Below are 16,925 nucleotides of genomic sequence, written 5' to 3'. Positions count from 1 at the left end.
GCTAGAGGCCAAAATCGCTATGAGACTGCTGCTGGTGGAAGATGATGTGATGGTGGCCAGTGGCATCAAACTGGGCCTGTCGGACGCCGGCTATGCGGTGGACTGGGTGGGCAGCGCCGAGCGCGCGCTGGAAGTCACCCAGGCCGAGTCGTTTGATGTGGCGGTGGTCGACATCGGCTTGCCGTTGATGGACGGCCTGGCGCTGACCCAGGCACTGCGCAAGAACGGCCACAGCATGCCCGTGCTCATCCTCACCGCGCGCGATGCGCTGCAAGACCGCGTGCAGGGGTTGGACATGGGGGCTGATGACTACATGGTCAAGCCCTTTGAGTTGCCCGAGCTGCTGGCCCGACTGCGCGCCCTGTTGCGCCGCTCGCAGGCCGCCACCTCCGCCACGCTGAGCTTTGGTCCGCTGGAGCTGGACACCGCCCAGCGCCAGGCCTGCATCCGCAGTGCGGCGGGCGCGGCCCAGCCCATTGAGCTGGGCCCCCGTGAATGGACGGTGATGGAGTACCTGTTGCTACAAGCCCCCAAACCAGCCAACAAGGACAAGCTGCTGCAGGCCCTGACCGGCTGGGACAAGGAGATCACACCCAACGCGGTGGAGGTCTATATCTCCCGCCTGCGCGGCAAGCTGGAGCCGCATGGCATCGCGCTGCGCTCCATCCGCGGCTTTGGCTACCGGCTGGAATTGCTGGCGGCTTGACCTAGCGCCCCATGGTCAGCGGTATGTCCTCCGGCCTGCAGCGGCGCCTGCTGCTCTTGCTGCTCTTGCCCTTGCTGCTGCTGGCGGCGCTCAATACCTGGTTTGACTTTCGTTCGGCCGACAGCGCCGCGTTGCAGCAGGACCGGCAGTTGCTCAACCTGGTTCCGCTGCTGGCCGACTCGGTGGTTGCGCGCGGCGAGACCGAGACAGCCCCGCCTGTATTGCTAACCGCCCCGCCAGTAGACGAGTTTCTGAGTGCGCGGCCAGGCATGTCGGCCTTCGCCGTCGTCGGTCTGGACGGCCGCGTGAAGGTGGGCGACGACTGGCTCACCGGCCTACCCCCCACCACCAAAGAAGCTGAATTCTCTAGTGAAGAGTACGAGGGCGTCACCTACCGCATCGTCAGCCAGCGTGTCAAAACGGTGGCCGGCGAGCTGGTCGTGCGTCTGGCCGATGGCTCCGACCCGCGCCAGCAGTGGCTGCGCCTGCTGGCGCTCAAGGTGCTGTTGCCCAACCTGGTGTTGGCCGTGGCGGGGTTCTTCGCTGTCAACTGGGCGGTGCGTACTGCGCTGCGGCCGCTGCTGGAACTGAAGGATGCGGTGGAGCGACGTTCGCCGCGCGACCTCTCGGCACTGGACCCCGATGCCTCGCCCGACGAGGTTCGGCCCCTGGTGCTTTCGCTGAACCGCCTGTTCGGTTTGGTCAACGCCCAGGCCGAGAGCCAGGCCCGCTTTGTGGCTGACGCAGCCCACCAGTTGCGCACGCCACTGGCCGGGCTGCAGGCGCAGGTGGAAGCATGGGCGCAGGCCGTCAGTGGCGGGAGAAATGCACAAAATAGCCCGCTAGCCCCCGTAAACGCTGCGCCAGCCACTATCACTTTAGGAGCGGACCAGGTGCTGCGCTTGCGCCAAGCCGCACGCCGCACCTCGCAGCTGGCGAACCAATTGCTGGCCCTCTCGCGCGCCGACTCGCGCAGCGCCCAAGGCCAGCCCATGCAGCGTGTGGACCTGAAGCAGCTGTGTGAGGTGGTGCTGGAAGCCCAGCTGGAGGTCGCCATGCGCAAGGACATCGACTTTGGTCTGGACGTGGCCCCTGCCCACGTGACAGGCCAGGAATGGTTACTGCGCGAACTACTGGTCAACCTCGTGGACAACGCCTTGAAGTACACGCCCCAAGGTGGCCGCGTCACGCTGCGCTGCGGCGTGCGTGCACCGCAGCCCGGTGCCACGTCCCAGCCGTTTCTGGAGGTGGAGGACGACGGCCCCGGCATCCCGCAGGCCGAGCAGCGCCGTGTACTGGAGCGCTTCTACCGCGTGCCCGGTACCGCGGTAGAGGGCAATGGCCTGGGCCTGGCCATTGCCGATGAAATTGCCCGCGTGCACCGCAGCCCGCTGCAGCTGGGTAGTGGGGCCGCTGGCCGGGGCTTGCGGGTCTGGCTCAGCTTGCCGGCCTAGCCGCTTGCACCGCCTGCCCTGTGCGAGAATCATTCGACCCAACCGCCTGACCCACCATGCCCGACGCATTCGCCCCCTCTGCCGACGCTGCCGATTCCGAGCACCAGAGCGCGGGCCGCAAACGCCCCAAACCGGGCGAACGCCGGGTGCAAATTTTGCAAACCCTGGCCAGCATGCTGGAGCAACCCGGTGGCGAACGCATCACCACCGCCGCGCTGGCCGCCCGGTTAGAAGTGAGCGAAGCCGCGCTGTACCGCCACTTCGCCAGCAAGGCGCAGATGTTTGAGGGCCTCATTGATTTCATCGAAGGCACGGTGTTCTCGCTGATCACCCAGATCGTGGAGCGCGAACCCCAAGCCGCCGACGGCAGCCATCCGGGGGGGCGCCAAGCCACCCGCATTGCGACCATGCTGGTGCAATTTGCCGAGAAAAACCCCGGTATGGCTCGCGTCATGGTGGGCGATGCGCTGGTGCTGGAGAACGAACGCTTGCAGCAGCGCATGAACCAGCTGTTTGACAAGGTGGAGGCTGCGCTCAAGCAGTGCCTGCGCGACAGCGCCACCGCCCAGGCCTCGGCCACCCCCACGGTGGACGCGCAGGTGCGCGCCGCCGCCGTCACCGCCTTTGTGGCGGGCCGCCTGCAGCGCTATGCGCGCTCAGGTTTCAAGCGCCTGCCCTCCGAGCACCTCGAGCCCGCGCTGCAAGTCATGCTGGGGTAAACCCGTAGTCTTGCTAGAAGTAGCCCTCTAGAACACGGGGGTTAATGGGGTAGGTGGTGGAAATGCTGCAAAATAGCACGATCGTTCTATTTTGTGGTCTGCCTATCCATGTCTTCCGTGTCGGTTCCTAGCAAGCCCCGCAGTGTCTCTGACGCGACGGCCAAGCGCGCGCCTTCCAAGCGTGCCATGCAAAAAGGGCAGCAAACCAAAGCCGCTATCGTCGAGGCGGCGCTTGGCCTGTCTACCCAAATTGGCCTCGAAGGCCTGAGCATCGGTGTGTTGGCCGAGGTCACGCAGATGAGCAAGTCCGGTGTGTTCGCCCACTTTGGCTCGCGTGAAGAACTCCAGATTTCCGTGATCCGCGAATACTTTGGCCGATTTGAGCAGGAAGTGTTCTATCCCGCGCTGCATGCCGAACGCGGTCTGCCCCGGGTGGAGGCGCTGTTCCACAACTGGATGAAGCGCGTGGCCGTAGAAATCCAGTCAGGCTGCATCTTTATCAGTGGTGCGGTCGAGTTTGATGACCGGCCCGGCCCCGTGCGCGACGCGCTGGCCACCTCGGTGCAAACCTGGCTCAGCGCCCTGTATCGCGCTGTGGTGTTGGCCAAACAGTGCGGCCACTTGCATGCCAATGCCGACGAACACCAGATGGCCTTCGAAATCCACGGCCTGATTTTGGCCCTGCACTACGAAGCCCGTTTTCTGAAAAACCCCGGCTCCATAGAGCGCGCCAATCAGGGCTTCGCCAACATCCTCGCGCGCTACGGCGCGTCCGCCGTTTAACCCACACTTTTCTTTCAGTTACCCAGGAGAACGCACCATGCCAACTTACACCCCCCCGCTGCGCGACATGCAATTTGTGATGCACGAAGTGCTCAACGTCGTGGATGAGCTGAAGCAAATCCCCAAGCACGCGGACATGGACGCTGACACCATCAATGCGGTGTTGGAAGAAGGCGGAAAGTTCGCCTCTGAAGTCATTTTTCCGTTGAACATCTCTGGCGACTCCGAAGGCTGCACGCTAGACGGCAAGACCCATGCGGTTACCACGCCCAAGGGCTTCAAGGAGGCCTACCGCACCTACATCGACGGCGGCTGGGCGGCTCTGGGTTGCGACCCCGAGTTCGGCGGCCAGGGCCTGCCCCTGGTGGTCAATGGCATGTTTTACGAAATGCTCAACAGTGCCAACCAGGCCTGGACCATGTACCCCGGCCTGACACACGGTGCCTACCACGCCCTGCACACCTACGGCACGGACGAGCAAAAGCAGACCTACCTGCACAAGATGACCAGCGGCGAGTGGACCGGCACCATGTGCCTGACCGAACCCCATTGCGGCACCGACCTGGGCCTCATGCGTACCAAGGCCGAACCTCAAGCCGACGGCACCTACAAGATCACCGGCAACAAGATCTTCATCAGTGCCGGTGAACACGACATGGCTGACAACATCATCCACCTGGTGCTGGCCCGCCTGCCCGATGCGCCTCCCGGCATCAAGGGCGTGAGCCTGTTTGTGGTGCCCAAGTTCAATGTGAACAAGGATGGCTCTTTGGGCTCGCGCAACGGCATTTACTGCGGCGGTTTGGAGCACAAGATGGGCATCAAGTCCAACGCCACGGCTCAGATCGTGATGGAAGATGCCGTCGGCACCATGATCGGCCAGCCCAACAAGGGCATGCAAGGCATGTTCGTCATGATGAATTCCGCCCGCCTGGGCGTGGGTAACCAGTCCCTGGGCCTGACCGAAGTGGCGTTCCAGAACGCCCTGGCCTACGCCAAAGACCGTATCCAGATGCGCTCGTTGACCGGCCCCAAGGCCAAGGACAAGCCCGCGGACCCCATCATCGTGCACCCCGACGTGCGCAAGATGCTGTTGACTGCCAAGGCCTACGCCGAAGGTGGCCGCATGCTGCAGGCCTATTGCGGCATGTTGCTGGAAAAAGAGCATGGCCACCCCGACGAGAAAGTGCGCAAGGATTCCGGCGAACTGCTGGCCATGCTCACCCCCATCGCCAAGGCCTTCCTGACCGACAACGGCCACATCTCTACCAATGCCTGCATGCAGGTGTTCGGCGGCCACGGCTTCATCAAGGAATGGGGCATGGAGCAATACGTGCGCGACAACCGCATCAACATGATCTACGAAGGTACCAACACCATCCAATCGCTGGACCTGCTGGGCCGCAAGATCTTGGGCAACAACGGCGCTACGCTGAAGAAGTTCGGCAAGCTGGTGGGCAAGTTGGTGGAAGAAGAAGGCACGAACGAAAAGATGTCCGAGTTCATCACCCCCGTTGCCATCCTGGGTGACCAGATGACCAAGTTCACCACCGAGATCGGCTTCAAGGGCTTCCAGAACCCCGACGAAGTGGGCGCCGCCGCCGTGGATTACCTGCGTGTAGCCGGTCACCTGGTATTCGGCTACTTCTTCGCCCGTATGGCGCAAGTTGCGCTGCGCGAAATCGCGGCCGGCAATACTGATCCCTTCTACGTGGCCAAGTTGCAAACCGCCCGCTTCTACTTCGCCAAGCTGTTCCCCGAGACTGCAACGCTGATGCGCACCGCGCGCTCCGGCAGCAAGGTGCTGATGGACACCGACGCCGTGTTCGCCTGATGCTTCAACCGTGTTCCGCAAGTCCTGCTTATTACAAAAGGAGACAACCATGATTCGCAATACTTTGGTGGCCACCCTGGCCCTCAGTGCTTTTTCGGTGATGGCCCAGATGACCCCCGTGGGGTTGTGGAGAACGATTGACGACAAGGACGGATCGGCCAAGTCAGAGATCCGCATCGTCGAGAACAACGGCGTGGTCTCTGGGCGCATTGAAAAAGTGATGGACCCCAAAGCCAAGTCAGATGAACTGTGCGTTGAATGCAAAGACGATCGCAAGGACCAGCCCATGTTGGGGCTGGAGTTGATCCGTGGGTTGAAGAAGGCTGAGGGCAAAGACGTGTGGGAAGGCGGCACCATCGTCGAGCCCTCCACCGGCAAGGTCTACAAGATGACCATGACCCCCATCGAAGGCGGCAAGAAGATCGAGATGCGCGGCTACATCGGTTTCTTCTACCGCACCCAAACCTGGGTTCGTGTCCAGTAACCCCTTTCAGGAATTTTTATGTCCCGCTTCCAAGTGAAAAAAGTCGCCGTGCTCGGCGCAGGCGTGATGGGCGCGCAAATTGCAGCCCACCTCGTCAACGTCAAGGTGCCCGTGGTGCTGTTCGATCTGCCTGCCAAGGAAGGTCCCAAGAACGGCATCGTCACCAAGGCCATCGACAACCTCAAGAAGCTCAAGCCCGCGCCGCTGGGCGTGGCAGACGATGCGGCACTCATCGGCCAGGCCAACTACGAAGAGCATCTGGAGCAGCTGCGCGAGTGCGACCTCATCATTGAGGCCATTGCCGAGCGCATGGACTGGAAGCTGGACCTGTACAAGAAGATCGCTCCCTTCATTGGCCCCAATACCATCGTGGCGTCCAACACCTCGGGCTTGTCCATCACCAAGCTGTCCGAAGCACTGCCCGAAGAAATCAAGCCCCGTTTCTGTGGCATCCACTTCTTCAACCCCCCACGCTACATGGCGCTGGTGGAGCTGATCAACACCCCCACCACCCAAGCGTCGTACCTGGACGCGTTGGAAGGCTTTGTCACCAGCAACCTGGGCAAGGGCGTGGTGCGTGCCAAGGATTCCCCGAACTTCATCGCCAACCGCGTCGGCATCGCCGGCATGCTGACGACCATGAAGGAAGTGGAAAACTTCGGCCTCACCTTCGACGTGGTCGATGACCTGACCGGCAAGAAGCTGGGCCGCGCATCGTCGGGTACCTTCCGCACCGCCGACGTCGTGGGCCTGGACACCATGGCCCACGTCATCAAGACGCTGCAGGACACGCTATCCATCGAGACCGACCCCTTCTACGAAAGCTTTGCCACCCCCACCGTGCTCAAGACCCTGCTGGAGATGGGCAACCTGGGCCAGAAGACCAAGGCCGGCTTCTTCAAGAAGGTGGGCCGCGATGTGTCGCGCTTCGACCTGGCCAGCAAAGAGTACGTGCCCGCTGGCCAGAAGGCAGACGAGGTCTATGGCCGCATGCTCAAGAAGCCGGCCGCCGAGCGTCTGAAACTGCTGCGCAATGCCGAAGGCAAGGAAGGCCAGTTCCTCTGGGCCATCCTGCGCAACAGCTTCCACTACGCCGCTATCCACCTGGCCGCCATAGCCGACAACGCCCGCGATGTGGACTTCTGCATGCGCTGGGGCTTTGGCATGAAGCAGGGCCCGTTCGAGCTCTGGCAGGAAGCCGGCTGGCTCGAAGTCGCCAAGATGATCCAGGAAGACATTGATGCGGGCCGCGCTTTGTGCAAGGCACCGCTGCCTGACTGGGTCTTCAAGGGTCCCGTGGCCGAGGCCGGTGGCGTGCACACGCCCGCCGGTTCCTGGAACCCCAGCACTGGTACCTTTGCACCGGTGCGCCTGCTGCCTGTGTACGAACGCCAGCACTTCCCCGAGAGCGTGCTGGGTGCCAACGCACCCAAGGCCGAGACCGCGGGCAAGACCGTGTTCGAAGACGAATCCATTCGCCTGTGGACGCTGGATGACGAAGTGCTCATCGCCAGCATCAAGACCAAGATGCACGCCATCGGTGGCGGTGTCATCGAAGGCCTGCTGCAGGCGCAGGAACTGGCCGAGAAGGGCTACAAGGGTCTGGTGATCTGGTCGCCCGACGACATGTTCTCTGCGGGCGCTGACCTGCAAGGCATGATGCCCGCCTTCATCATGGGCGGTGCCAAGGCGATTGAAGGCGCAGAGGCCGAGCTGCAAAACGCTATGCTCAAGCTGCGCTACTCCAACGTGCCCGTGGTCTCCGCTATCCGTGGTCTGGCATTGGGCGGTGGATGCGAGCTGGCGGTGTATTCCAGCAAACGCGTGGCCGCGATGGAAAGCTACATCGGTCTGGTCGAAGTCGGCGTGGGCCTGGTGCCTGGTGCTGGCGGCCTGACATACATCGCGCGCCGTGCTGCCGAGAACATGGCGCTGTCCACCTCCAAGGATGTGTTGCCCTTCCTCACCGAAGGCTTCACCGCCGCGGCCATGGCCAAGGTGGGCACCAGCGCGCTGGAAAGCCGCAAGCTGGGCTACCTGCTGGACAGCGACATCGTGGTGCCGCACAAGGACGAACTGCTGTTCGTCGCCATCAACGAGGCTAAGGCGCTGTTCACGGGCGGCTACCGCGCGCCGCACAAGCGCAGCTTCCCGGTGGCCGGCCGCAGTGGCATCGCCACCATCCGCGCCCAGCTGGTTAACATGCGCGACGGTGGCTTCATCAGCGCGCACGACTTCCACATCGGTCTCTTGATTGCCGAAGTGGTGTGCGGTGGCCAGGTCGATGCCGGCACCTTGGTGACCGAGGAATACCTGATGGCTATGGAGCGCAAAGCCTTCTGCGGTCTGCTGACGCACCCCAAGACGCAAGAACGCATCATGGGCATGATGTCCACCGGCAAGCCGGTGCGTAACTAAGATGGCTCAGCCCAACCGCCTTGCCCGTTCGGTTGCCAAGCTCGACCGCGTGCCCGCCGCGCTGCGCCCCTGGCTGCGCAACAAGGTCATGGGTCGCGCCGTGCCGTTCACAGGCACGGCCGGGCTGGACTTTGCGCACATGGCGCCCGAGCGGGTGGAGATTGCCGTGGCGAATGTGCGCCGCGTGCAGAACCACATCCAGGGCGTGCATGCTGCGGCCATGGCGCTGCTGGCCGAAACGGCCACCGGCATGGTGGTGGGCATGAATGTGCGTGACGACTGCCTGCCCCTGGCCAAGACCATGCGCATCGACTTCAAACGCCGTGCCCAGGGCGCCATGCGCGCCGTGGCCACGTTGTCCGACGCGCAGCGCCTGCAGATGCAGCAAAGCGACAAGGGCGAAGTTAGCGTGCCCGTGCAGGTCAGCGACGAATCGGGCGAACAGCCCATCCAATGTGAATTCATCTGGGCGTGGATACCCACCCCAAAACCTAAGGATTAATCCTATGAAACAAGTCCAAGACGCCTACATCGTTGCCGCCACGCGCACGCCCATCGGGCGCTCTGGCCGCGGCTACTTCCGCAACACCCGCCCCGACGAACTGCTGGTGGCCGCCCTGCGCAGTGCCATGCTGCAAGTGCCCACGCTGGACCCCAAGGCGATTGAAGACGCCATCATTGGCTGCTCCTTCCCCGAAGGCGAGCAGGGCATGAACATGGCCCGCGTGGCCGTGGGCCTGGCCTTTGACCACCCCGTGGGCGGCATCACCGTCAACCGTTTCTGCGCCTCCGGTATCTCGGCCATCCAGATGGCGGCTGACCGCATCCGCGTGGGCGAGGCCGATGTGCTGATTGCTGGCGGCGCCGAGTCCATGAGCATGGTGCCCATGGGGGGCAACAAGCCTTCTTTCAACCCCGCGATTTTCGAGCGCGACGAGAACGTCGGCATCGCCTACGGCATGGGCCTGACTGCCGAGAAGGTCGCCCAGCAGTGGAAGGTGAGCCGTGAGATGCAGGACGCGTTTGCGCTGGAATCCCACCTGCGTGCCATCAAGGCCCAACAGGCCGGTGAATTCACCAACGAAATCACACCCATCGACGTGATCGAGCGTACGCCCAATCTGGCCACTGGCGAGGTCTCCACCAAGACCCGCACCGTGAGCCTGGACGAAGGCCCCCGCCCTGACACTTCGATCGAAGGCTTGGCCAAGCTCAAGCCCGTGTTCGCCGCTCGTGGCAGCGTCACCGCCGGCAATAGCTCGCAAACCAGTGACGGCGCGGGCGCGCTGATTCTGGCCAGCGAAAAGGCCGTCAAGCAATTTGGCCTGACACCCCTGGCGCGCTTTGTGAGCTTTGCCGCACGCGGTGTGCCACCCGAGATCATGGGCATTGGCCCCATTGAGGCGATTCCTGCCGCGCTGCGCTACGCCGGCTTGAAGCATGAGGACATCGACTGGTTCGAGTTGAACGAGGCCTTTGCGGCCCAGTCTCTTGCGGTCATCAACACGCTGGGCCTGGATGCGTCCAAGGTCAACCCCATGGGTGGCGCCATCGCGCTGGGCCACCCACTGGGCGCCACCGGTGCCATCCGTGCGGCTACCGTCATCCACGCGCTGCGCCGCCACAACCTGAAGTACGGCATGGTGACCATGTGCGTGGGCACAGGGCAAGGGGCCGCCGGGATTTTTGAACGCGTCTGATACGCCGCACCAAAAGGCCACCGTGGGTGGCCTTTTTTAATCTGTCAGGAGACCACGATGGCCACGACTTCTTCTGTAACGCAAACCCTATTGGCAGCCGATGGCACGCCGCTGTCCCTGCGCACCTACTCGGCCCAGGGCGCCGCGCGTGGCAGTGTGGTCATTGGCGGCGCCATGGGCGTGCGGCAAGACTATTACGCCCCCTTTGCCCAGTGGCTGGCGGCCCAGGGTTGGCAAGTCACCAGCTTTGACTACCGCGGTATGGGGGATTCGCTCCCTCCCGGTGGGCTCAAGGGTTTTCAGGCCGACCTGTATGACTGGGCGCGCGACTATGAAGCGGTCATCGATCACGCCAAGGCCGCTGTACCCAGGTTGCCCTTGTACCTGCTGGGGCACAGCCTGGGCGCCCAGTTACCGGGCCTGCTGCGCAACGCGCACCAGGTGAGTGGCTTGCTCAGCGTGGCCGCGGGCAGCGGCTACTGGCGTGAGAACGCGCCCCAGCTCAAGCGCATCGTGCCGTACTTCTGGTTCATCTTGGTGCCGCTGGCAACCCAGCTGTTTGGCTACTTCCCCGGCAAGCGCCTGCGCAAAGTGGGCGACCTGCCCAAGGGCGTGATCCTGCAATGGCGCAAGTGGTGCCTGAATCCGCGCTACAGCGTGGGCGCCGAGGGCGCGGCAGTGCAGCAGAGCTATGCCCAGGTGCAGTTCCCCGTGGTTGCGCTGTCTATCACCGATGACGAACTCATGACCCTGCGTGGCACCCACAGCCTGATCAAGCTGTATGCCAACGCGCCGCGAGAAGTGCACAGCATTGCGCCGGCCGATCTGTCCGTGCGCCGTCTGGGCCACTTTGGCCCGTTCCGCGCCGAGCATCAGTCGCTGCTGTGGCCGCGCTTGGAGCAGTGGCTGAACGGCTTTGCTTCCATCCCAGCACCCAATGTTGCATCCGCATGAATTCCCACCCGTTTGATGAAGCGGTGGCGCTGCAGCGCCAGCCCGATGGCAGCTGGCTGGGCCATACCCACCCGGCTTACGCCAACATGGTGGGCCCGTTTGGCGGCATCACGGCAGCCCAGGCGCTCAGCGCCGTGCTGCGCCACCCGGACCGCCTGGGCGACCCGGTCTCGCTCACCGTGAACTTTTGCGCGGCGGTGGCCGATGGCCACTTTGTCGTGCAGGCACGCGCGGTACGCACCAACCGCTCCACCCAGCACTGGGTGATCGAGCTGCAGCAGAATGGCCAGGCCGTACTCACGGCTACTGCCGTGACCGCCGTGCGGCGCGAGACCTGGAGCCTGGACGAGGAGCCCATGCCCATTTGCCCGCCGCCGGAGGATGTGCCGCTACCCGCGGTGCGGGCCCCCATGGAGTTTGTGCGGCGTTTCGAGTCACGCCCCATTAGCGGCGGCCTGCCCGAGGTGTGGGATGGGAAAGGTGACAGCAGCCTGTCGCAGCTCTGGGTGCGCGACCAGCCACCGCGCCCGCTGGACTTCGCCTCGCTGGCATCGATTTCCGACATCTTCTTTCCGCGTGTATTCATCCGCCGCTCCACCCACGTGCCAGTGGGCACGGTGTCCATGACCGTGTACTTCCATGCCAGCGCCGAGCAGTTGGCGCAAACCGGCAGTGGCTACCTGCTGGGCCAGGCGCGGGCTCAGGCGTTTCGCAACGGCTTCTTTGACCAGAGCAGCCAGCTGTGGAACCAGGCCGGTGTGCTGCTGGTGACGACGCACCAGATCGTCTACTACAAACAGTGATCCAATCGCCAATTCCTTTCTCTAGAGACCGACCATGCAAGACATCCTGATCGACACCGCCGACGGCATCACCACCATCACCCTGAACCGGGTGGAAAAGAAAAACTCTTTCACCCAGGCCATGTACGCCACCTGCGCCGATGCGCTGGACGCCGCACGTGACGATGTTGCTGTGCGCGTGGTGGTGTTCCAGGGTGATGTGACGGTGTTCAGCGCGGGCAATGACATTGCCGATTTCCTGAGCGCAGCCCCAAAGTCCAACGACGCGCCGGTGTTCCGTTTTCTGCGTGCGCTGGCGGCTTTCCCCAAGCCCATCGTGGCGGCCGTGTGTGGCCCGGCGGTGGGCATTGGCACCACCATGCTGTTCCACTGCGACCTGGTGTACGCGGGGGACAACGCCGCCTTCTCCATGCCATTTGTGAATCTGGGCCTTTGCCCCGAAGCGGCCTCCAGCCTGCTGGTGCCGCAGATGATGGGCTACCACCGCGCGGCCGAAGCGCTGCTGATGGGTGAACCCTTTATGGCCGAGGCCGCCCTCGAAGTGGGGCTGGCCAACCGCGTGGTGCCGCCCACCGAGGCCAATGGCATCGCCCAGGCGCAAGCGCGCAAGCTGGCCGCCAAACCCCTGACCTCGTTGGTGGAGACCAAGCGTCTGCTGAAGAAGGGCCAGATGGCCCAGGTGCTGGAGCGCATCGATGAAGAGGCTGAAAGCTTTGGCCGCTTGCTGCAGGCCCCCGCCGCCAAGGAAGCTTTCTCCGCCTTCATGGAAAAGCGCAAGCCCGATTTCAGCAAAGTGTGAGGGTTGTGAGTCAAAGGGGCCTCTAGCCGCCGTCGATATTGCGCCAGTAGCTATCAAAAGAAGAGCATAAGCAATCCCGAGGTGTCTGAAATGACACTACGGAACACGTCTGAAAACCAGCGCGTGGACTGACACAGCTTATTTTTACCAAGCAATCGATTGCTAAAAATAGGGAGGCTTGGTAAGGTCGGGGGCATGACGCCTCCCGATCTTGTTGTCACCGATATCGATGTTCCCAAGCGCCCGCGTGGCCGCCCACGCAAGACCGTGGACGAGCGCGACGACGGCAACCGCCGCCACGAACTGCTCAAGGTCGCGGCCCAGCTGTTTCGCCGCAAGGGCTTTGCGGCCACCACCACGCGTGACATTGCCGCTGCTGCCGGTATGCAAAGCGGTTCGCCCTTCTACCACTTCAAAAGCAAAGACGCGTTGCTGTTCGCCGTGATGGAGGAGGGCATGCACACCGCGCTGGCCAACCAGCACGCGGCCCTCAGCCAACCTGGCTATGCCGAGCAGCCACCGGCCGCGCAGCTGGCCGCGCTGGTGCATACGCACTTTGCCGGGCTGTTAGGGCCTGGCAATGACTTTGTGCCGGTGATGCTGTACGAATGGCGCTCGCTCAACAGCCGCCAGCGCAAGCTGCTGGCCCAGCTGATTGCCGACTACGAAGCCCTGTGGATGCCGGTGCTGGAAGCCCTGCACACCCAAGGACAGCTCAAAGCGCCGGTCAAGCTTGCGCGCCTGTTGATGCTGGGGGCACTGAACTGGTCGGTGCAGTGGTTTGATGCCAAGAAGGGCGCGTCCGTCGAAGAACTGGGTGACGCCGCCATGGCCTTGTTTTTGAAGGAGTCCTGATGTCGTACGGTTCCGTGTTCGCGCCCGGTTTGTTCGCGGGCAAGGTAGTGGTGGTGACGGGCGGTGGCTCCGGCATTGGCCGCTGTGTGGCGCATGAGTTGGCTGCGCTTGGCGCTACCGTGGCACTGATTGGCCGCAAGCCCGAGAAGCTGGAGAAAGTGGCCGCCGAGATTGCGGAGGACGGCGGTCAGACCAGCCAGCATGTGTGCGACATCCGCCAGGAGGAGGCAGTGCAGCAGACCGTGGCCGCTATCGTGGCGCAGCATGGCCAGATCGACGGCCTGGTGAACAACGCAGGCGGTCAGTACATGACGCCGCTGGAGGCCATCAGCGCCAAGGGCTGGGAGGCTGTAATCAACACCAACCTGACGGGCGGCTTCCTGATGGCGCGCGAGTGCTTCAGCCAGAGCATGACCCGGCACGGCGGCGCCATCGTCAACATCGTGGCCGACATGTGGGGCTCCATGCCCGGCATGGGCCACAGCGGTGCGGCGCGCGCGGGCATGGTCAGCTTCACCGAAACCGCGGCCACCGAATGGGCGGGCCGTGGCGTGCGCGTGAATGCGGTGGCGCCGGGCTACATCGCCTCCAGCGGCATGGACCACTATCCCGCGGAGATGGGCCCCATGCTGCGCGAGATGGCCAAGACCGTACCGCTGGGCCGCTTTGGCACCGAGGCCGAAACCGCCGCCGGCATTGTGTTTTTACTGAGCCCTGCAGCGGCCTTTATCAGCGGGAGCACGTTGCGCATCGACGGTGCGCGGCCCCAGGTGCGCATGGGCTGGCCCATGCGTGTGGCGGACGAAAAGGCTCAGGCGCGTGATGCCATCAAACCCTTCAATGGCTTTCACCGGGCAAGCACACCCAAAGTGTTCGCCGGTAGCTGACGCCATGCAGACGGTCAGCCATTCGCCAGACGGCATTGCCGCGGAAGACATCGCTGCCGTCGAAGACGCCGCGCGCCGTTTCATCCGCACTGAGGTGGTGCCGCACCTGGAAGACTGGGAAGAAGCAGGCGAATTTCCTCGCGCCCTCTACCGGCGTGCAGCTGATCTGGGCTGGTTAGGCTTGGGCTACCCCGAGGCGTTGGGAGGCACGCCCGCACCGTGGGCGCTGCGCAATGCCTTGACGATAGTTCTGGCCCGCACGGGTGGCAGCGGTGGTTTGATGGCCAGCCTGTTTAGTCACAACATCGGCCTGCCACCCGTGCTGCGCCATGGCTCCGATGCGCTACAACAACAGGTGGTTCCCGACGTGCTGGCCGGCAAGAAGATTGCCGCACTGGCCATCACTGAACCCGGGGGCGGCACCGATGTGTCGGCCCTCAACACCACGGCACGGCTGGATGGCGACGCCTACGTGGTGGATGGTGAGAAAGTTTTCATCACCTCCGGCATGCGCGCCGACTGGATCACGGTGGCCGTGCGCACGGACCTGAAGAACAAAGGCCCGATGGGAATCTCCATGCTCATGGTCCCGGGTGACGCCGCGGGCTTGTCGCGTAGCCCCCTGAAGAAGATGGGTTGGTTGTGTTCCGACACCGCACATCTGCGCTTTGACGGCGTGCGCGTGCCGGCCGCCAATCTGGTGGGCGAGGAGGGTGCGGGCTTCAAGATGATCCTCACCAACTTCAATGGCGAGCGCCTGTCCATGGCCGCCATGGCGCTGGGTTTTGCCGAGTGCTGTTACGACGAGGCCTTGGCTTGGGCGCAGCAGCGCAAAACCTTTGGCACGGCGTTGGTGGACCACCAGGTGATTCGCCACAAGTTGATGGACATGAAGATGCGCATCGAGTCCACGCGCGCCTGGCTGCACGCGGTGGCGGCGCGAGCCGATGCGGGGGAACGCGGCGACAAGTCGGCCAAGGGAGCTGAGTGGGTGGCGCAGCTCTGTCTGCTGAAAAACCATGCCACGCAGACCATGCAGTTTTGCGCCGACCAGGGTGTGCAGATTCTGGGTGGCATGGGCTTTATGCGCGGCACTGCGTGCGAGCGCCTCTACCGCGAGGTCAAGGTCATGATGATCGGTGGCGGTACCGAAGAGATCATGAAAGAGTTGGCCAGCCGTCAGCTCGGCCTGTGAGAATGCCCCATGCCCAAAACACCTGTGCCAGCTACTTCCGTTGACAGCCCAGACGCCCCGGTGGTGTTTGAAGCCGAGTTCATCGAGGGTCTGCGACATATCTTTGAGCACAGCATCGCCTTTAACCAGGTGTTGGGGCTGAAGATTGCCAGCATCACGCCGCAGCGCGTGGTGGCACACATCGCCATGAAGCCCGAGTTGGTGGGGCACTACAGCTTCAACCGCATCCACGGTGGCGTCATCAGCGCGGGGCTCGACGCCATGGGCGGTTTGGCCGTGATGGCTGCCATCGGTGCGCGCCACATGGACGAAGCACCGCTGCAGCGTCTGCACCGCTTTGCCAAGCTGGGCACCATCGACCTGCGGGTGGACTACCTGCGCCCCGGCATTGGTGAGCACTTTGAGCTGCGCGCCGAAGTCATGCGCCTGGGCTCCCGCGTGGCCTCCACGCGCATGGAGTTTTTGGGCGCCGACGGCAAGCTGCTGTCCACCGGGGCCGCGGCTTACATTGTTGCCTGATTTGCTATTGTTTTGGTAGCTGCTTGCGCAGTGTTTACGGGGGCTGGGCGGTATTTTTATGTGAAGTGTCTTGTCCTGCGGCAGACCGCCGGTATGCACTCCCTGCGGCAAAGATTTCTCATGGCGCCGGTTTTCAGTCACAGTAGCGCTCATTGCACAGCTTTTGCCTTCGAAGGCCGACCATGTACATTCCTGCCCACTTTGCCGAAACCCGAACGGAAGAACTGCACCGCATCATTCGCGCGTACCCCCTGGGCGTGCTGGTAACCCACGGAGCCGACGGGTTGGATGCTGACCATATCCCCATGGAATTGGACGCGAGCGCAGGGCCACATGGCACCCTCATCGGGCATGTCGCCCGCGCCAACACGCTGTGGCAGCGTTGCCCCAGCGGCACTCCGGTGATGGTGGTGTTTCGCGGTGCCGACGCCTACGTTTCGCCGAGTTGGTACCCTAGCAAACAGGAGGCCCATCGCCAGGTCCCCACCTGGAACTATGAAGTGGTGCACGTGCAAGGCACCATCACCCTGCATGATGACGAGCGATTTGTTCGGGGCGTCGTGGCCAAGTTGACGCGACGCCATGAGGCCGCCGAGCCCAAGCCCTGGAGGATGGGGGATTCCGAACCAGAATTCATCGACGCGATGTTGCGCAACATTGTGGGTTTTGAGATCGCCATCACATCGCTGGTGGGGAAGGTCAAGTTCAGCCAAAACAGGGAGGCGCGCGACCGGCTGGGCGCCGCGGATGTTTTGGATGCACGGGGAAGCAATGCCATCGCACACGCCATGCGCAAGGCATGAACACGGTAGATT

General features: G+C 63.3%; 17 protein-coding genes. All 17 read left to right on the top strand.

Going from position 1 to position 16,925, the window contains the following annotated elements; genetic code table 11:
• Positions 1 to 19: 19 nt before the first annotated feature.
• Entirely contained in the window at positions 20 to 706 is a 687-nt protein-coding gene (locus J2X15_RS06465) for a response regulator (protein ID WP_310340513.1), read from the top strand.
• Positions 707 to 729: 23 nt separating this feature from the next.
• Positions 730 to 2,160 carry a sensor histidine kinase gene (locus J2X15_RS06460; protein ID WP_310340512.1) on the top strand — a complete coding sequence of 477 codons (1,431 nt, stop codon included), beginning with the start codon at positions 730 to 732 and terminating at the stop codon, positions 2,158 to 2,160.
• A gap of 56 nt (positions 2,161 to 2,216) precedes the next feature.
• Positions 2,217 to 2,879: a nucleoid occlusion factor SlmA gene (slmA, locus tag J2X15_RS06455; RefSeq protein ID WP_310340510.1), complete on the top strand. Its 663-nt coding sequence runs from the start codon at positions 2,217 to 2,219 to the stop codon at positions 2,877 to 2,879.
• Positions 2,880 to 2,987: 108 nt separating this feature from the next.
• Entirely contained in the window at positions 2,988 to 3,662 is a 675-nt protein-coding gene (locus J2X15_RS06450) for a TetR/AcrR family transcriptional regulator (protein ID WP_310340508.1), read from the top strand.
• Positions 3,663 to 3,699: 37 nt separating this feature from the next.
• Complete coding sequence (locus tag J2X15_RS06445; protein ID WP_310340506.1) at positions 3,700 to 5,496, top strand: acyl-CoA dehydrogenase C-terminal domain-containing protein; 1,797 nt, start codon at positions 3,700 to 3,702, stop codon at positions 5,494 to 5,496.
• Between the two features lie 49 nt (positions 5,497 to 5,545).
• Entirely contained in the window at positions 5,546 to 5,980 is a 435-nt protein-coding gene (locus tag J2X15_RS06440; protein WP_310340504.1) for a DUF2147 domain-containing protein, read from the top strand.
• An 18-nt stretch (positions 5,981 to 5,998) separates the two neighbouring features.
• Positions 5,999 to 8,398: a 3-hydroxyacyl-CoA dehydrogenase/enoyl-CoA hydratase family protein gene (locus J2X15_RS06435; protein ID WP_310340501.1), complete on the top strand. Its 2,400-nt coding sequence runs from the start codon at positions 5,999 to 6,001 to the stop codon at positions 8,396 to 8,398.
• 1 nt (position 8,399) lies between these two features.
• Positions 8,400 to 8,900 (top strand): DUF4442 domain-containing protein, encoded by a 501-nt coding sequence (locus tag J2X15_RS06430; RefSeq protein WP_310340498.1) that lies wholly within the window; start codon positions 8,400 to 8,402, stop codon positions 8,898 to 8,900.
• A 4-nt stretch (positions 8,901 to 8,904) separates the two neighbouring features.
• Positions 8,905 to 10,098 carry an acetyl-CoA C-acyltransferase gene (locus tag J2X15_RS06425; protein WP_310340495.1) on the top strand — a complete coding sequence of 398 codons (1,194 nt, stop codon included), beginning with the start codon at positions 8,905 to 8,907 and terminating at the stop codon, positions 10,096 to 10,098.
• Between the two features lie 57 nt (positions 10,099 to 10,155).
• Positions 10,156 to 11,052, top strand: coding sequence for an alpha/beta hydrolase family protein (locus J2X15_RS06420; RefSeq protein ID WP_310340493.1), 897 nt, complete (start codon positions 10,156 to 10,158; stop codon positions 11,050 to 11,052).
• On the top strand, positions 11,049 to 11,855 hold the full coding sequence (locus J2X15_RS06415) for an acyl-CoA thioesterase (protein WP_310340491.1): 807 nt from the start codon (positions 11,049 to 11,051) through the stop codon (positions 11,853 to 11,855). The genes J2X15_RS06420 and J2X15_RS06415 overlap by 4 nt, the downstream gene beginning before the upstream one ends.
• A 34-nt stretch (positions 11,856 to 11,889) precedes the next feature.
• Complete coding sequence (locus tag J2X15_RS06410) at positions 11,890 to 12,654, top strand: enoyl-CoA hydratase (protein WP_310340489.1); 765 nt, start codon at positions 11,890 to 11,892, stop codon at positions 12,652 to 12,654.
• Positions 12,655 to 12,849: 195 nt separating this feature from the next.
• The gene (locus J2X15_RS06405; protein WP_310340487.1) at positions 12,850 to 13,509 is read left to right on the top strand and encodes a TetR/AcrR family transcriptional regulator; all 660 of its coding nucleotides are present in this window, start codon (positions 12,850 to 12,852) and stop codon (positions 13,507 to 13,509) included.
• The gene (locus J2X15_RS06400; protein WP_310340485.1) at positions 13,509 to 14,396 is read left to right on the top strand and encodes an SDR family oxidoreductase; all 888 of its coding nucleotides are present in this window, start codon (positions 13,509 to 13,511) and stop codon (positions 14,394 to 14,396) included. Before J2X15_RS06405 ends, J2X15_RS06400 begins: the two co-directional genes overlap by 1 nt.
• Before the next feature lie 4 nt (positions 14,397 to 14,400).
• A complete protein-coding gene (locus tag J2X15_RS06395; protein WP_310340483.1) occupies positions 14,401 to 15,591 on the top strand; it encodes an acyl-CoA dehydrogenase family protein in 1,191 nt (396 codons plus the stop codon).
• A gap of 9 nt (positions 15,592 to 15,600) precedes the next feature.
• Complete coding sequence (locus J2X15_RS06390; protein WP_310340481.1) at positions 15,601 to 16,110, top strand: thioesterase family protein; 510 nt, start codon at positions 15,601 to 15,603, stop codon at positions 16,108 to 16,110.
• A 182-nt stretch (positions 16,111 to 16,292) separates the two neighbouring features.
• Positions 16,293 to 16,913 carry an FMN-binding negative transcriptional regulator gene (locus tag J2X15_RS06385; RefSeq protein WP_310340480.1) on the top strand — a complete coding sequence of 207 codons (621 nt, stop codon included), beginning with the start codon at positions 16,293 to 16,295 and terminating at the stop codon, positions 16,911 to 16,913.
• The last annotated feature ends 12 nt before the right edge of the window (positions 16,914 to 16,925 follow it).

The organism is Rhodoferax saidenbachensis (genome assembly GCF_031457975.1).
Taxonomy (GTDB): Bacteria; Pseudomonadota; Gammaproteobacteria; order Burkholderiales; family Burkholderiaceae_C; genus Allorhodoferax; species Allorhodoferax saidenbachensis_A.
Note: the sequence above shows the minus strand (reverse complement) of the source record. Positions and strands in the feature narration are given on the sequence as shown.

Excerpts from the sequence above, each read along its gene's own strand:
- J2X15_RS06465 (WP_310340513.1), top strand. The coding sequence starts at position 20 with ATGAGACTGCTGCTGGTGGAAGATGATGTGATGGTGGCCAGTGGCATC.
- J2X15_RS06460 (WP_310340512.1), top strand. The coding sequence starts at position 730 with ATGTCCTCCGGCCTGCAGCGGCGCCTGCTGCTCTTGCTGCTCTTGCCC.
- slmA (WP_310340510.1), top strand. The coding sequence starts at position 2,217 with ATGCCCGACGCATTCGCCCCCTCTGCCGACGCTGCCGATTCCGAGCAC.
- J2X15_RS06450 (WP_310340508.1), top strand. The coding sequence starts at position 2,988 with ATGTCTTCCGTGTCGGTTCCTAGCAAGCCCCGCAGTGTCTCTGACGCG.
- J2X15_RS06445 (WP_310340506.1), top strand. The coding sequence starts at position 3,700 with ATGCCAACTTACACCCCCCCGCTGCGCGACATGCAATTTGTGATGCAC.
- J2X15_RS06440 (WP_310340504.1), top strand. The coding sequence starts at position 5,546 with ATGATTCGCAATACTTTGGTGGCCACCCTGGCCCTCAGTGCTTTTTCG.
- J2X15_RS06435 (WP_310340501.1), top strand. The coding sequence starts at position 5,999 with ATGTCCCGCTTCCAAGTGAAAAAAGTCGCCGTGCTCGGCGCAGGCGTG.
- J2X15_RS06430 (WP_310340498.1), top strand. The coding sequence starts at position 8,400 with ATGGCTCAGCCCAACCGCCTTGCCCGTTCGGTTGCCAAGCTCGACCGC.
- J2X15_RS06425 (WP_310340495.1), top strand. The coding sequence starts at position 8,905 with ATGAAACAAGTCCAAGACGCCTACATCGTTGCCGCCACGCGCACGCCC.
- J2X15_RS06420 (WP_310340493.1), top strand. The coding sequence starts at position 10,156 with ATGGCCACGACTTCTTCTGTAACGCAAACCCTATTGGCAGCCGATGGC.
- J2X15_RS06415 (WP_310340491.1), top strand. The coding sequence starts at position 11,049 with ATGAATTCCCACCCGTTTGATGAAGCGGTGGCGCTGCAGCGCCAGCCC.
- J2X15_RS06410 (WP_310340489.1), top strand. The coding sequence starts at position 11,890 with ATGCAAGACATCCTGATCGACACCGCCGACGGCATCACCACCATCACC.
- J2X15_RS06405 (WP_310340487.1), top strand. The coding sequence starts at position 12,850 with ATGACGCCTCCCGATCTTGTTGTCACCGATATCGATGTTCCCAAGCGC.
- J2X15_RS06400 (WP_310340485.1), top strand. The coding sequence starts at position 13,509 with ATGTCGTACGGTTCCGTGTTCGCGCCCGGTTTGTTCGCGGGCAAGGTA.
- J2X15_RS06395 (WP_310340483.1), top strand. The coding sequence starts at position 14,401 with ATGCAGACGGTCAGCCATTCGCCAGACGGCATTGCCGCGGAAGACATC.
- J2X15_RS06390 (WP_310340481.1), top strand. The coding sequence starts at position 15,601 with ATGCCCAAAACACCTGTGCCAGCTACTTCCGTTGACAGCCCAGACGCC.
- J2X15_RS06385 (WP_310340480.1), top strand. The coding sequence starts at position 16,293 with ATGTACATTCCTGCCCACTTTGCCGAAACCCGAACGGAAGAACTGCAC.